At 62.0% G+C, this 13,786-nt stretch carries 10 protein-coding genes and 1 pseudogene; 6 read left to right on the top strand and 5 right to left on the bottom strand.

Annotated elements, in window-relative coordinates; all coding sequences use genetic code 11:
- Positions 1 to 206 precede the first annotated feature (206 nt).
- On the top strand, positions 207 to 1,406 hold the full coding sequence (locus CKO28_RS23795) for an ISNCY family transposase (RefSeq protein WP_200343385.1): 1,200 nt from the start codon (positions 207 to 209) through the stop codon (positions 1,404 to 1,406).
- A 620-nt stretch (positions 1,407 to 2,026) separates the two neighbouring features.
- Here the strand turns inward: CKO28_RS23795 and CKO28_RS23790 are convergent.
- A complete protein-coding gene (locus CKO28_RS23790; RefSeq protein ID WP_242480780.1) occupies positions 2,027 to 2,479 on the bottom strand; it encodes a transposase in 453 nt (150 codons plus the stop codon).
- A gap of 213 nt (positions 2,480 to 2,692) precedes the next feature.
- On the opposite strand from CKO28_RS23790, the pseudogene CKO28_RS29660 reads away from it, so the two are divergent.
- The 5 genes and pseudogenes from CKO28_RS29660 to CKO28_RS23770 all read left to right on the top strand — a co-directional run.
- A pseudogene (locus tag CKO28_RS29660) lies at positions 2,693 to 2,815 on the top strand (integrase core domain-containing protein); the annotation flags it as partial.
- Positions 2,816 to 3,089: 274 nt separating this feature from the next.
- The gene (locus tag CKO28_RS23785; RefSeq protein WP_200343383.1) at positions 3,090 to 4,169 is read left to right on the top strand and encodes an IS630 family transposase; all 1,080 of its coding nucleotides are present in this window, start codon (positions 3,090 to 3,092) and stop codon (positions 4,167 to 4,169) included.
- Between the two features lie 104 nt (positions 4,170 to 4,273).
- On the top strand, positions 4,274 to 5,737 hold the full coding sequence (locus CKO28_RS23780; RefSeq protein ID WP_207168914.1) for an AMP-binding protein: 1,464 nt from the start codon (positions 4,274 to 4,276) through the stop codon (positions 5,735 to 5,737).
- The gene (locus CKO28_RS23775; protein ID WP_200343381.1) at positions 5,737 to 6,885 is read left to right on the top strand and encodes an SDR family oxidoreductase; all 1,149 of its coding nucleotides are present in this window, start codon (positions 5,737 to 5,739) and stop codon (positions 6,883 to 6,885) included. The genes CKO28_RS23780 and CKO28_RS23775 overlap by 1 nt, the downstream gene beginning before the upstream one ends.
- A 1-nt stretch (position 6,886) precedes the next feature.
- Entirely contained in the window at positions 6,887 to 7,969 is a 1,083-nt protein-coding gene (locus CKO28_RS23770) for an adenine nucleotide alpha hydrolase family protein (protein ID WP_200343380.1), read from the top strand.
- 129 nt (positions 7,970 to 8,098) lie between these two features.
- Here the strand turns inward: CKO28_RS23770 and prsT are convergent, their stop codons facing one another.
- The 4 genes from prsT to CKO28_RS23750 form a co-directional block, all read right to left on the bottom strand.
- Positions 8,099 to 10,858, bottom strand: a complete 2,760-nt coding sequence (prsT, locus tag CKO28_RS23765) for an XrtA/PEP-CTERM system TPR-repeat protein PrsT (RefSeq protein ID WP_200343379.1) — start codon at positions 10,856 to 10,858, stop codon at positions 8,099 to 8,101.
- A gap of 288 nt (positions 10,859 to 11,146) precedes the next feature.
- Positions 11,147 to 11,356 carry a hypothetical protein gene (locus CKO28_RS23760; RefSeq protein ID WP_200343378.1) on the bottom strand — a complete coding sequence of 70 codons (210 nt, stop codon included), beginning with the start codon at positions 11,354 to 11,356 and terminating at the stop codon, positions 11,147 to 11,149.
- A gap of 506 nt (positions 11,357 to 11,862) precedes the next feature.
- The gene (locus CKO28_RS23755; RefSeq protein ID WP_200343377.1) at positions 11,863 to 13,416 is read right to left on the bottom strand and encodes a zinc ribbon domain-containing protein; all 1,554 of its coding nucleotides are present in this window, start codon (positions 13,414 to 13,416) and stop codon (positions 11,863 to 11,865) included.
- On the bottom strand, positions 13,413 to 13,786 hold a 374-nt coding region (locus tag CKO28_RS23750; protein ID WP_200343376.1), incomplete at its 5' end, for a transposase. The genes CKO28_RS23755 and CKO28_RS23750, both read right to left, overlap by 4 nt.

Raw genomic sequence — 13,786 nt, 5'->3', positions numbered from 1 at the left:
CAGCAGATCTAAATGCAATTGAGTCGCACTTGCGCGTCTAGGTTGGGGTGCGACATATCGAATCGATCCGACAGGGAGGCCTTGGCGGCGCCAAATAACCCAGATTCTCTGCACGTATGCAGGTACTGGAGCGGCTAATTGATGTCCTGGGCCGGACTTGCGCCGGTCTGCCCGACAAACGGGTTGGCGACAACGCGTGGTACAGCATGCGCGACGTCGCGCTGGCCGGCTTCTCGGTCTTCTTCATGCAGAGCCCGTCGTTTCTGGCCCACCAGCGTCAACTCGCCGAGGGCTTCAGCCGGTCGAACTGCGAGACGTTGTTCGGCATCAACGGCATTCCCACCGACAACCATGTCCGCGCCATGCTCGATCCTGTCAGCCCGGATGCCTTCCATCCGGTGTTCGGCACGGTGCTGGAGGAGATCGACCAGGCCGACCGGCTGGCGCCTTTCCGTCGGCTGGCCGGGCATACGCTGATCGCCCTCGACGGCACGGAATACTTCACCTCCAGCAAGATCCACTGTTCCAACTGCTCGCAGCGCCAGCGCAGCAACGGCCGCACCGAATACTTCCATACGATGCTCTCGGCGACGCTAGTGGCGCCCGGCCATCGGGAGGTCGTGCCGCTGGCGCCCGAGTTCATCGCCCCGCAGGACGGCGCGGACAAGCAGGACTGCGAGCAGCGGGCCGCGCACCGCTGGCTGGACCGTCACGGCGCGACCTACAGCCGGCTCGCGCCGATCTACCTGGGCGATGACCTGTTCGCCCGCCAGCCCACCTGCGAGGCCGTGCTGGCGGCCGGCGGGCACTTCCTGTTCGTCTGCAAGCCCGGCTCGCACAAGCTGATCGACGAATACCTCCGCGGCGCTGAGCTGCACGCCGATGAGGTCACTGAGCGACGGGGCGGCAAGAAACGTATCTACCGCTACACCTGGCTGCCCGACGTCCCGCTGCGCGACAGCCGGGATGCCATGACCGTCAACTGGCTGCAGGTCGAGATCCGCGACGGCCGAGGTAAGGTCACCTACCGCAACGCCTTCGTCACCGATCTGCCCGTCGATCGGGACAACGTCGCCGCGCTCGCGGCCTGCGGCCGGGCACGCTGGAAGATCGAAAACGAGAGCTTCAACGTTCTCAAGCAGGGCGGCTATAACCTCGAGCACAACTTCGGCCATGGCCAGCAGAACCTCGACGCCGTCCTGGTCGTCCTCAACCTGCTCGCCTTCGCCTTCCACACCGTCTGCGACCTCGCTGAAAGCGCCTGGCAGCGCGCGCGCCAAAAGGTCAGCTCACGTCGCCAGTTCTTCGACCGCATGGAGGCGCTGACCTCCTACCTGATTTTCCCCTCGTGGCAGCACCTGGTCGAGACGCTGGCCTTCGAGCGCTCGCCGCCGCGACCGCCGTGATATAGGCCGGCGCCGCCCCCGCCCACCTGTTATCCACCCTGCCCAAAGAGATGCGATGAACCGACGAGCCCACGACCAAAGCCAAAATTAGAACTGCTGGTGGATGACCCGCCGCTCGGACTCGCCTCACGCGAGGCCACTCACTCTACCCGCGAACAGTGAACAGCCCTGACCCTGGATGGGCGGTCGGCGCTTGCCGCGGCAGCGCTGATGCTTTAGAGCATTGAGCCGTTGGTGCCCTTGACGGGGCCCGACAAGGTGCACCGGACGACATCAGCCGGCGCTGCGGTCGGATCGTCCAGCCCGGTGGGGCCGCGCACGGTGTTTGCGACCCGATCAGCGGACCAGCACATGGTCGCACCCAATAGGCCGCAAGCCGGTACTGCGGGCATCGGGTTAAGCCGGTGTGCAGTTGACAATCGCCTATTGCGGATTCACGGCGTCATCGCTCAGTGATCGGGCAGAACAGCGGCCGGCCTTCCGCTCGGTGAGACGATTTGCGCCGCGCTCGTCAACACCTTCCCACGCAGGACCTAGTGCGACGCATGCGAGAAGCCCCTGTTAGGGCCAGCGGAATCGACAACCGGATGTGCTCGATGGGCCGCAGATCCCTGATCGCCTCACTGGTGAACTTGGGGCGCCGGCTCCGGTAGGGCGCCACGAAAGATTTTTCGCGTGCTGCTGCGCGACAAATTTGCGGACATCGCCCAGCATCCACGACGCGTTGCGCTGGGGTCATAGAGAAGAACGTGCCGGAACACCTCCGCCATGCGGGCGCTGTGGCGCCGGCGGAAGCGCGCAATCACCGTGTGATCCGGCACCTGCTCGCCGATGATGAAGCGGTAGCCGGCATCGCGCTCGCACAACCGCTCGATCTTGCGGAGCGCACGGCCTGGCTGTAGGCGTAAATTAGCAACGCCAACAGGACCTTCGGGGCGAACGGCGCCTGGCCGGCGCCGCCCATGGCCGGCGCCGCCCACCCGGTGCTCGGCCTCGAACGCCGAGAGGTCCATGAGCTCCACCGCGTCGACCACCCAGTGGACGATATCGCCCGACGGCAACCAATCCATCATGTCCACCGGCAGAAGGTATCGCTGGCGGCGGTGCGGGGCGCGGAAGAAACCCGCCTATCCGTCTCCCTCAGGGATGCGCCTACACCTGAGATAGAGTCAAACTGGCGCACCAGAGTCAATTGAAACGCGAACCCGAACTTGGCTCGCTCGATCCGTGAAGGTGCGATTCTGCAACAGGCTCACATCTGGGGACAATTGCAGCAGCAGCGACAGAAGTACGAGGAGGTGTACCTCCGCGCCTACGACACCGTGAGCGACGCCGAAACCGCCATCGGCGCCTGGATGGCGTTCTACAAGGACGACCGTCCGCCCCAGACGCTGGGCAACCTGCGACCACAAGCCCGCACGCCAATCAGCCGGCGGTGCAAGCCGCACAAGGGCTGGACAATCCGCCACCCACGTCGGCTATGCTCGCCCCCGGCGAGACGCCGGCACACACCGAGGGCCCCAACGTCTAACGCACTGAAGCCCCGGCGTTGTCGCAGAGACAACGGGTCCACCTCACTGAACGCAAGCCGGGCGGCTTGCATGGACCTATCTAGTGGTTCAGGCCTAACAGGTGGGTCCCGTAGGGGATCCCCCTGGCGGCCACCGCGTGGGAATCTGCGGCATGCGCACCGGTATCGATTTCGAGGTTTCCCCGGATGACCGCCATCGTCTCGAGGCCGTCGTCCGGGATCGCAACACCCCGCAAAAACACGTGTGGCGGGCGCAGATCGTGCTCTGCACAGCCGACGGTCTGGGCACCAACGCCATCATGCGCGCGACCGGCAAGTCGAAGAACTGCGTCTGGCGCTGGCAGGAACGCTTCGCGGAGGAAGGCGTGGACGGGCTGTTGCGCGACAAGACGCGGCCCTCGCGCATCCCGCCGCTCGATCAAGAGGTCATCGACCGCGTCCTGGCGCTGACCTTCGAAGCACCGCCCAAGGAGGCGACGCACTGGACCGGCGGGATGATGGCGGAGGCCGCCGGGATCAGCATCAGCTCGGTCCAGCGGATCTGGCATAGGCACGGGCTGCAGCCCCATCGGGTCCGCCAATTCAAGCTCTCCAACGATCCCGCGTTCGCCGACAAGCTGCGCGACGTCGTTGGCCTCTACATGGACCCGCCGGCGCATGCCCTCGTCTTCTCGGTCGATGAGAAGAGCCAGATCCAGGCCCTCGACCGCACCCAACCGGGTCTGCCGCTCAAGAAGGGGCGCGCGGGCACGATGACCCACGACTATAAGCGCCACGGCACGACCACCCTGTTCGCGGCCCTCAACGTGCTCGACGGAACCGTCATCGGCCAGAACATGCAGCGCCATCGGCACGACGAGTTCATCCGCTTCCTCAACCAGATAAATCGCCAGACACCGCCGGACAAAAACATCCACCTGATCGTGGACAACTATGCGACCCACAAGCACCCGAAGGTTCGCGCGTGGCTCGCCCGCCACCCGCGTTTTACCTTCCACTTCGTCCCGACGTCCTGCTCCTGGTTGAACGCCGTGGAAGGCTTCTTCGCGAAGCTCAGCAAACGCCGCCTGAAGCGCGGCCTGGTCCGATCGCTCGTCGATCTCCAGGCCGCCATCAATCGCTTCGTGGCCGAGTACAACCAAGCTACGAAACCATTCGTCTGGACCGCCGATCCAGATCGGATCATCGCAGCGGTGAAGCGCGGGCACCAAAAGTTAGACTCGAACGACTAGCTTGGTCACCGCGCCTCAACACACCGTTAGCATGCGTCGTTTATGCTCTAATAAACTTGGATAACAGGTCTTCGGATCAAGGTAAGGCAATCAGGTAAAGATAGATGAGCATGCCGCCACGCGAAACCGGCAGTTTTGAGAATGACTACGGCTCATTGAATGCGGCTGAGTTGTCCGCATACGCTCGACGGGCTGCGGAGCACCTTTTCCGGGCCGGTATACCCCACAACGCCCGCATTGGACTGTGTGCTGACAACGGGCCTGCCTGGGACGTCGCTCAGGCCGCCTGCTGGCGTCTTGGAAGCAGCGTCGTGGCGCTCGACCCAGCGCTATCAGCCTCAGATCTGTCTGCGACGGTCACGGAGTTGAACATTAGGCGTGTCTTAACAAACAGACATGACCTGGGGGCGCTTCCGGTTCCAACCGTCCAACTCGGCACATTGGAGCTTCTCGCTGACGCGCCAACGCGCTTGGCCGATGAACCGACGGGCGGCTTAGACGACGAGGCCATGGTAACCTTCACATCCGGTACAACGAGTCGTCCGAAAGCGATCGCCTATTCGCACCGACAGTTACTTGAGGCAATCAAAAGGGTGGCAGATGCGCTCGGTCCGATCCGTCAAGATGATCGAACCCTGTGCTGGCTTCCCATGAACAATCTTTTTCAGCGCATGATGAATCTGGTGTCTTTTCAGTCGAACATGCGGGTGTTTTACAAGCCGTTTGCAGTGGACGTGTTCACGGCTCTCAAAACCGTACAGCCAACCATCGTCATCGGGGTCCCGCGCTTTTATGAAAAGGCCGTGACCCTCGGCGAGGATGACTTAGGCGGTCGCGCTCGCTTGGCGATAACGGGCTCAGCGGCGAGTTCGCGGAACGTCATTCGGCATTTTGAAGACCGCGGTATCGCGTTGCTTGAGGCGTACGGAGTCAGTGAGAGCCTCGTCCCCATAGCGGCCAACTCATCGACAGAGCGACGTCAAGGCAGTGTGGGGAAGCCATTACCCGGAAACGACGTGCGAATCGCGAATACCGGTGAGATCGAGGTCAGAGGTCCGGGCGTGTTCACAGGTTACCTTGGTGGTGAACCGGCGCGCTTTGATGGCAACGGGTTTTATTCGACGGGGGATCGCGGGTACTTTGATCGCGACGGGTTCCTCTACATCGATGGGCGGATGGACGACGTGTTTAAAACGTCTACCGGGCGAAAGGTCGACGCGGCCAGAATCGAAACAAAGCTTTGTTCGTATGCGTCCGTTAACGAAGCCGTGGTTGTTGGCGCAGACCGCAAGGTCGTGACGGCGATCATTGTAGGACGTGGCGATGATCCGGCCGGAACGATACCTGAAATTACGCGACTAAATGAAGAGTTGATATCTTACGAGCGCATCGCGGGAATCGTGTTTAGCCATCGGCCGTTCGCTGAAACGTCCGGATTAAAGACAACAAACGGGAAATTACGTAAGAATGCAATTGTCGAACATTATTCACGTGAAATCGAGGAGCTTTACCAAAGGCTTGAAGAGGCCGGTCGGCAATCGACCATTTTCGTGAAACAGGTTTTATAATGACACGTTTTTTTGTAACGGGTGCGACCGGGGCAGTCGGAAGCGAGGTGGTGGCTCGGCTTCTTCGCGAAGGCTTCGAGGTGGTTGCGTTAATTCGGGCATCGAGCCGAGAGAAATTTGAGCAACGTTCGGCCGAACTTGAATCGTACTGGTTAACGTCTGGGGTGACCGAAAGAGAGCTTGGTAGATTTCAAGGGGTGTGGGGCGACCTGGGTGCGAACCGCTTTGGCATGGAGCTGGATGACTACAACGCGCTGGCCGGAAACGTCACGCACGTAATCCACGCTGCGGCCACAGTCTCGACGGGGCTCCCCATCCAGCAGGCGCGTGAGGAAATCTGTGTTCCGACCGTCAATATTTTGGCGTTCGCCGACCTGGCTTGGCGGCAGGGTCAGCTAGAGAAACTGGACTACGTTAGCACGATAGGCGTCGCCGGGGCGACGCGCGGTCGGGTTCCCGAGCGCCGCGGTCTGAACCCCAAGCGCTTTCACAATACGTATGAACGCGCCAAGTGGGAGGCTGAATGCGCAGTTTTTGCGCATACAGACGGAGTGCCAACGACGGTGCACCGCCCCAGCATGGTGGTCGGGGACGCCAAAACCGGTCGCGTTCGTAGAACTCAGGTTTTCTATCACCTTTCTGTATTCGTTGCCGGCTTGATGACGGGCGGTTTCGTTCCAAAACTCCGAGGCTTACCAATTGATGTCGTGCCCTCAGACTTCGTCAGTGCGGCGCTCGTTGGGTCTGCCCTCGACCAAAGTTACTCGGGGCGTGTGCTTCACCTGTGTGCGGGTTCGGAAAAATATCTCGATGCGGACACACTAGCAGCGCACGTGCGTGAGAGTATAGCGCGTCATGATGTCGATTTGCCGCCGCTAAGGCAACTGCCAGCCAGCGTCCTACAGGCCCTCGTGTCGTCAATGCGGATGGCACCCCAAGAGCTGATTCGGCGCAGAGCGGCCGCAGTTGATATGTTCCTAACCTACGCGCGGGACCGTCAAACTTTCGGAGCCGACAAAACTCAGCACCTGCTGGCGTCGAAAAACATTTATTGCCCGGCCGCACGAGACATTCTGGGACCTCAAATAGCCCAGGTTGAGGAAACGTTCCTTGCAAAGCGGGTTCAATCGAAACGGCGGATGATGTGATATGAAGAGATGTAAGCGTTGCCTGTTACCAGCAGAGGCACCCGGCGGGGCGCTGGACGATCGGAAGCTTTGTGAAATTTGCAGCGGGCGTCGCGCCGAGTCGTCTTTGACGAAGCCGGATAACTTGAGGGCTCGTCAAGCTGAACTGGATAAAGCGCTGCGTAGAGCACGGGGCGGCGGTGACTACGATGTGCTTGTTTGTCTTAGCGGCGGCAAAGACAGTCTGTGGTTGTTAAACGCTCTCAAGAATTACGGGCACCTGCGTATTCTCGCGTTCACTACGGGCATCAATATCCCCGCCGCTGCTTGGGACAACATGCAGAAAACGTTAGAAGTATTGAATGTGGATCATATTGTATATAAGCCATCCAATGGCTTTTATACGAAACTTTTCCGGTATTTGCTGCAAAACCAGGAAGCGAGGGGCGCTGTGTATACTTTGTCATACGTGTATGCGCCCCTTTTTGAAGGCGATGCGCTGCGTGTCGCTGTAGAAAAGCAGATTCCACTGGTGCTTGCAGGGTATTCGCCAGGACAGCCAGAGCCTGAGCGCATGGAATTTGAGTTTTCCCGCGACATGATCTGCTACACGGATTGGACGCCACCGGCTCTGCGGGCGAGTGGCCACTTCGATGAGAGTGAACTGTCGCGGTTCTGGAATCCGGGCGCCTGGCCAACGGATACAGTATTCCCACGGTATATCGCTCCCTTTCATGCTTGGCCGTATGACCAGGACCGAATCATGCAAGACGTGATGAAGATGGGGCTCGTCCGCAGGAAGAAAAACGCCAGTCCGATCCACAGTAACTATCCCATACAATGGCTTCTGATGTACTCCGACCTTTTGAAGTTCGGCTACAACCCGTATGCACCCGAATTCTGTTCCTTGATCCGCGAGGGAAAAGCGAATCAGAAATATTGGAGGCTTATGTTCCCTGTTGTGGATTTCATGATTAGGAACCGATCCCTCCTGGGAAAGAATGTATCTAGGTCACTGGATTGGCTGGATATGACCGCGGAGGAGCTGCTAATCACCCAGCCGCGCGGCGCCTATGACCCGGACGTGGGGGCTTTGGGAAGTTGAGTTCGAGGGACCTGGAACGACACTGAACGCGGGACCGCCGACAGCGCCTAACTCATCCACACACGAAGTTTGTACGATTCCAGCGAGAAGACGCTCGTAAGGGTCGCACTCACCAGGCATTGGTATCATTTACTCCTCGCGCAGCGTTTTAAGAAGACGTTTCGCCTGAGGCGTGTAAGTGTCGTCATTGCTCTGGACGATGTCTTGTAATAGCGACTTCGCGTCATCGTTGTTGCCTGCCGCAGCCTTTGCTTGCGCCAGATGATATTGGAAGTCCGCGCGGTCTGGCGACGCGTCCGCGGCCTGCTGCAGCAACCGTTCGGCGCGCTCGACATCGCCAAGGTCCAGAAGGATCACACCCAGCGTGTCCTTTACCGCGGGGCTGTCGGGCGCCGCATCAAGCGCTTTTTCGGCGTGTTTTCTCGCTTTCGACGGTTCACCCGCCCGCCAAAGGGTCCACGCGTAATCGTTATGGTACGCGGCGGAATTCGGTTGGTTTTCTAGGGCGGCTTCGTAGTGTTTCAGGGCCGTGGAGAGATCCCCTGACCGCCTGGCGAGCCCAGCGAGTTCCGCGTGGAGCCTTGCCGTCTCTTCCGGCTGATTCGCGGCCTCGAGCGCCTTCTGCAACGTGGCGCGCGCGTCTTTGCCTCGGCCCTGGTCCTGTTGAAGGCGGGCGATCAGCATTGCTCGCCCTGGACGGGGATCAAGCTGGTTGGCGCGTTGATACGCGGTAATGGCCTGGTCTATCTGACCGCGCGCCATGTGATAGGCGCCCCGGGTCGCTGCAACCGCTGCGTCCTTGGGGTGGCCCTGTTCCAGTTGACGGATGTGGCGATCGGCTTTGTCGAGTTGCGCATCTCTTATGAGAAGGCGTGCCAAAGCCAGGCGGGCGCGCGAGGCGTCCTCTCGGAGCCCAACCACCCGCTGCAGGGATGCGATGGCACCCGTGGTATCGCCCACGGCTGAAAACGCCTCGGCAAGCCTAAAGTGAGCTTCTGCGCTTTCCGGGCGTTTTGAGGTCAGTTCGCGTAAGGACGCCACCGCAGCTTCGTTGTTTCCGACCGCCCGCTGAGCGCGCGCAAGAACATCTAGCGCCTCGGGTGAAACGTCGTTCTCAGCGTTTGCGGCTCGCTGCGCTTGATCGAGGGCGGCAGCATTTTCTCCTCTAGTCAGCAAGAAACGAGCGAGGATAAGCCGTGGTTCAACAGCGTCCGGACGTTCGTTGACGATTTCCCGGAGCAGGGTTTCGCCTTGTTCAAAATCGCCCTGCTCCATCCTTACGCGCGCAAGTTGGAGCTTGACTTGCTGATTTCCAGAGGATGCTTCAAGGCTTTTTTCCAGAACCTCCGCGGCATCACCGAGCCGATCCTGATACCGGCGGATTCCCGCGAGATACAGACTTGCGGTCACGTTTCCAGGGTCGCGGGCTAAAGCCTTTTCGAACTGCTCGGCGGCCTCGTCGCGCTTGTTCAACCCCTGAAGAGCCAAGCCCTCCAGTAGATAGCCCGCAGGGGCATCCGGCGTCTGGGCTTTCAGCTGTTTGGCGATCTCCCGTGCCTTTCCAAACTCGCCACCGCGAAGATATGTCAGCGCCACGCGTGCTTTTGCGCCGGTATCTTCGAGCACACCTGATTTTGATACCTTTTGCAGGATATCGAGCCCGGCTTGACGCTCGCCCGACGCGAACTTCAAAGAGGCGAGGCTTGTCGCTGCTGCCACGTTGTTGGGTTCGCGGGACAGAATGCGCTCCAGCAAGCTCATCCCTTTGACGTAATCGCCGCCGGCCAAAGCGGCGGCGGCGGCCAACTTGCTCGCGCGCGGATCGTTCTGGGCGAGATTGTTGCGTTCTAGGTACTCCAGTGCCTTATCGGCGCGGCCAAGCGCCAAGTTAGAGCGCGCGAGCCCTTCCAGCACGGCTGGTGACGGCGGCCCTTCCGGTCTCAACGCTGTATTGAGCCTTTCGATGGCAATCTCATGGTTACCTAACTGGCTGTGCGCGAGACCAGCCACCGTGGCGGCCGGCGCGTAGTCTGGGAATTCTCCGAGCAGCGCTTCCGCGGTGTCCTTTGCTGCCTCATACTCGCCGCGCTGGAGAGCGATAACCGACCGGAGATGGCGCGCGGCTGGCGTTGAAACACCCAGGTCGCGCAGGCGGCCAAGAGTGCTTTCGGCGGCGTCAAGGCGTTCGAGCTGCACCTGTGCCCGGGCAAGGGCTACAATGGCGGTCGGGGAACGCGGGTCGGCCTCCGTTGCTTTCTCGAACGCTCTACGAGCGGCCTCAATGTCGGACGTGAAGCGCATCAGAAGGCGCCCGTGGAGCAGGTGGGCACCGGCACCGGCCTCCTTTGACGCCGCGGCGCGTGCAGCCAGTTCCAGCGCTTGCTCACCGTCGCCTTGCACAGCCTTAAGCGTTGCCCGCCGTCGAAGGACCGCGGGACGGTCGCTCGACAACCGGCTGAGCACGCTCGCAGCTTTCTCCGTTTTGCCGAGCGCGAGTAGGGCGTCCACTTGCGTCAAACGAAGCGGCTCGCTTTCAGCTAATTCCGGCGGGGCGTCTTTAAAAAGCTTCAGAGTTTCTGCTGGTTTGTTCTGGCGATTAAGCGTCTCTGCCAGTAGCGGGAGAACTTTTTCTGGCGCCGCTCCGGCATCGCGTGCCCGCCGAAACTCCTTCTCCGCCGAGGCGAATCGGTTGGTCTGTAAGTATACGTTGCCAAGCATCAATCGCGCCGCGGCATTCTCGGGTTGGGCCTTCAGCGCGTTCTTGAGTTGGATGACCGCAGCCTCGTACGCGTCCCCGGCGAGTTCTTCTTTGGCCGAGGCGATGTACTCTGCGGCCGTCTTGTCGGGGTCACCTTCACCGCAACCTGCAAGCGTGGCGACGATGAGCAACGTAGCGAGCCCTCGCCAGCCAGTTCGGCGCCAACTCGGTTTCGTAACCAGGCGATCACTCGGGCTGATACGGCCGTTCGTCAAATCCACGGATTATCCCCGTCTTTACGGTCACAGGACTCAAGCTAGGCTATCATCTGAGAGTTGTCTGTGCACGTTTGTCAACGGTGGGCCGGTGTGGCATGAGCGGCTGATCTCGGCCTCATGGCGACGCGATCGGAGGGGGCCGAGACGGACACTGGGGGACGGAGCAGTGCGGGACAGATGTCGGACACCGTGTCATGGCCTTCAGGCTGCCACCGGCAGGTGTCTGTCGGCCATGACTTGTACGGGCTGATTGGCGCGCACCTGATCGGGCGTTCGATGGCCGTGGCGCTGGTTGAGCCAGTTGGCGGTGTACCACACCCGGAACGCGCGCAGCACGTCCTGTAGCTCCGTCAGGATGTGGAAGGTCCGCTCCCAGAGCAGTTGCTCCTTAGAGGTTCGGAAGAACCGCATCGGCCACACCGTTGCTCTCCGGCTGGCGGACGAACGACGGCGACGCCTGAGCCGAAGACGGCAGCCCGCGCATCGACATCGCGATCCCTACGTTCGGCTACAAATCGCACATCGCTATGGACCGCCGGCACGGCATCCTCCGTTTGCAGACGGTTGGGGAAGCCGCCGCGCATCAGGCCGCCCGCTTGCACGAGGGCCCGATCGACACGAGGAATACGGCACCCAACGTCTGGGTCGACAGCGCCGGCCGGTTCGCGAAGACCGAGCGCACCCTCGCAGGGATCGGCAAGCTCATCCGAATCCATCGCCGTAAGCCGAAGGGCGAGCCCACGCCTCGCCGCATGGCCAAAGCCCCCCCTTCGGACCCCGGCAAGGTCAGCCGTCCGCGCGGAGGTCGAAGATCCGTTGGCCCACCAAAACGGGCGAATGAAGCCGGTGATCCGCACCATCGGGTTGGCCCGCGCTGAGGCCGCTATCACGACTGGCCAACGTGGCCTACATGGGCATTATTGCTTTGCGCTTGCAGCCACAAGATTTTGTGGTTGTGTGCTCGGCAACGCGATCCCCGGACCCGCCTGAGAGTCAGATCGATCCGGGTCACCCCTGGAGCCCCGCCCAGGGGATCGCCGTGACGCCGCCTCGGGCGGACGGCACGGCTTTCGCTCGGCAAAGCGCCGGAGCGCCTCGTCGAGGACGGCACGCCGGGTCCGGCGCGGGTTACCCATCACGGAACACGAACGTCGTGCCCCCAGGTTCCGCGCCGCGTTGACGTCGGCATGCATCCGGTGGCCGCAGCAGCGGCACCGGAATTCCGATTGGCTGCGGCGGTTGTTCTTCTCGACCCAGCCGCAGTGCGAGCAGCTCTGCGAGCTGTAAGCGGCGTGCACTTCGGTGTGCGTCACGCCGTAGCGTTCTCCCAGGTCCTGCAGCTTGGCCCGGAACGCCGCGCGACCGCAGTTGGTCAGGATCCGATTCATCCGCTTCGACAGGCCGGGATGTCGGAAGTCCAGCTTCTCCACGGTCAGATGCGCCGGCTTTCGCAGCAGCACGAGCCGGTTCAGGATCCGGTTGATCTCGGTCTTCAGCCAGCCCCGGAGCTGGCGTACCGCGCGGTTATACCGGGGCGAGCGGACCTTCAGGCCGGCCTTCTGCCGGTGCCGGGCGATCGTGGAGATGCGCTTGTCCAGCTTTTCCAGATGGCGCAATGCGTCGCGGCCCATCAGGTCGCCTGCGTCCTTCGCGACGAACGTGGACAGACCGAAGTCGATCGACAGGTTGTCGCGCAACGGCGTGTAGGTCGCGCGCGCCTCGGCGAAAGGCTCCGCGACGTCCGTGATCACGCCGACCCGGAGCGCGCCGTCGTCGCCGTTGTTGACCTGGACCGTCTGGCAGCGCTGGCCTTTTCGGTTCTCGAAGTACGGGTACGGGCGCAGCGGGATCTCGATCCGCCGGCCCTTATCCAGGGTGCCCAGGCGCAGCCAGAGCGGGAAGGTGGCGGCGTTTGCCGCACTGGCCAGCGTCGCCTGCCGGCGGTCGATCACCATGTTGGCGCGCTTGAAGGACGGCTTGCGGTGCTGCTTCAGCACGTGCTTCATGATCCGGCGCGCCAGATCGCGGACATCGTCCGGGATCGGCTCGCCCGTGTCCGGCATGACGATCTCGCGGCGCCGGTCGAACCAGGCTTGCGCCTTGTTGACGACCCGGAGCATGTGCTTTGTCCGGTCGTCGAACGCCTCGTGCCGTCCCACGATCTCGGCGAAGTCGTTCTGGCGGTTGGAGATGAACGACGTCAGCGTGCCGACGACCTGGTAGCGGACCATCTGGAGGCGCTGGGCGCCGACCTCCGTTTTCGCCGCGGCGACGCCGGGCGCTGCGACCTCTTGAGACGCCGACAGGTTTTTGCGGAACCCGCCGTCGCGGAAGAAGCGCGTCCACTGGTCGGCGGCAACGGCCTCCGCTGCCCGGCGCCACACGCGTGGCAAGTCGCGCACGGCGGCTTCCTTGCCGGGGTTTGTCGCCGTTGGCAGCAGGTCGGTGCGGTGGATCGCTGACGCCGTCATGCCGTCAGCACCCGGAACGGCAGTGGCTCTGCCGGTCGCGCAAGCAGCGACATCAATGTAGCCGTGTCACGCGTCCGGTGATTCCACGCGTGTGTCGCTGCTGCATAGCGGTCGAGGTGTTTCCCACTGATCCAGTGATGCACGCCCACGACCATGCGCCGCAACAGCGCGTGATACGACTCCGCCGTGTTGACGTGAACGCGCTCGCCGCTGTCAACGTCGGTCCCGGCGTACTGGCGCTTTGAATGGTTGACCGTCAGATGGCTGGGGTAGGACTGGCCGATCCGGCGGTAGGCTGGCAACGCATCCGTCACGAGCCTGGCCATTGGATCGACCCAGGCGCGCCAGGCGGGTGCGATCGCGTCTGTAC

Origin of the sequence: Rhodovibrio sodomensis (assembly GCF_016583645.1) — a bacterium.
GTDB lineage: Bacteria > Pseudomonadota > Alphaproteobacteria > Kiloniellales > Rhodovibrionaceae > Rhodovibrio > Rhodovibrio sodomensis.
The sequence above is the reverse complement of the archived record's forward strand: the minus strand, read 5'-3'. Positions and strand labels throughout refer to the sequence as shown.

Excerpts from the sequence above, each read along its gene's own strand:
- CKO28_RS23795 (WP_200343385.1), top strand. The coding sequence starts at position 207 with ATGCGCGACGTCGCGCTGGCCGGCTTCTCGGTCTTCTTCATGCAGAGC.
- CKO28_RS23790 (WP_242480780.1), bottom strand. The coding sequence starts at position 2,479 with ATGATGGATTGGTTGCCGTCGGGCGATATCGTCCACTGGGTGGTCGAC.
- CKO28_RS23785 (WP_200343383.1), top strand. The coding sequence starts at position 3,090 with ATGCGCACCGGTATCGATTTCGAGGTTTCCCCGGATGACCGCCATCGT.
- CKO28_RS23780 (WP_207168914.1), top strand. The coding sequence starts at position 4,274 with ATGAGCATGCCGCCACGCGAAACCGGCAGTTTTGAGAATGACTACGGC.
- CKO28_RS23775 (WP_200343381.1), top strand. The coding sequence starts at position 5,737 with ATGACACGTTTTTTTGTAACGGGTGCGACCGGGGCAGTCGGAAGCGAG.
- CKO28_RS23770 (WP_200343380.1), top strand. The coding sequence starts at position 6,887 with ATGAAGAGATGTAAGCGTTGCCTGTTACCAGCAGAGGCACCCGGCGGG.
- CKO28_RS23760 (WP_200343378.1), bottom strand. The coding sequence starts at position 11,356 with ATGCGGTTCTTCCGAACCTCTAAGGAGCAACTGCTCTGGGAGCGGACC.
- CKO28_RS23755 (WP_200343377.1), bottom strand. The coding sequence starts at position 13,416 with ATGACGGCGTCAGCGATCCACCGCACCGACCTGCTGCCAACGGCGACA.